General features: G+C 62.1%; 1 protein-coding gene. It reads right to left on the reverse strand.

Going from position 1 to position 448, the window contains the following annotated elements; translation table 11 throughout:
• Positions 1–448, reverse strand: a 448-nt coding sequence (locus tag EN893_RS37595) for a peptidoglycan-binding protein (RefSeq protein WP_164901573.1), incomplete at both ends; no start/stop codon positions are given.

A 448-nucleotide genomic window follows, 5' to 3' on the forward strand; every position in this document is an offset into this window, starting at 1 on the left:
AGACGGGCGCGTTCCAGTATGGATTGACGATGATCTCGTTGATCTTGGAATTGACGATCGGCGTCTGCCGGTCGATCTTGCCGACGATCGCGGTGTGGCGAAGCACGACGCGGTCGTTCTCGACCGCTTCGACCTGCGCTGCCGGAATGTCGACCAGCACGTAGCGGCTGCCCAGCGTGCCGGCCTTCTCGCGCAGCCGCTGCAAATTTGTCTGCAACTGGCCGAGCCGGATCTGCGCCGAAACGTTCATCGCCGCATAGGTGTATTTGCCGAGCGCACCATCGGCAGGTAGGCCATGGCGCAGCTGGAAACGCTTGACCGCCGAGTCGACATAGGAATCGAAGGCCGTCGAAATGCCGGCACTCTGCGACAGATCGCCGGAAACCATCAGCCGCTTGCGCAACGGCACCACATCCGGGTCATCGACGCCGAGCTGCAGCTTCTTGGT

This window comes from Mesorhizobium sp. M7A.F.Ca.CA.004.04.2.1, from assembly GCF_004022825.1.
Classification (GTDB): Bacteria; Pseudomonadota; Alphaproteobacteria; order Rhizobiales; family Rhizobiaceae; genus Mesorhizobium.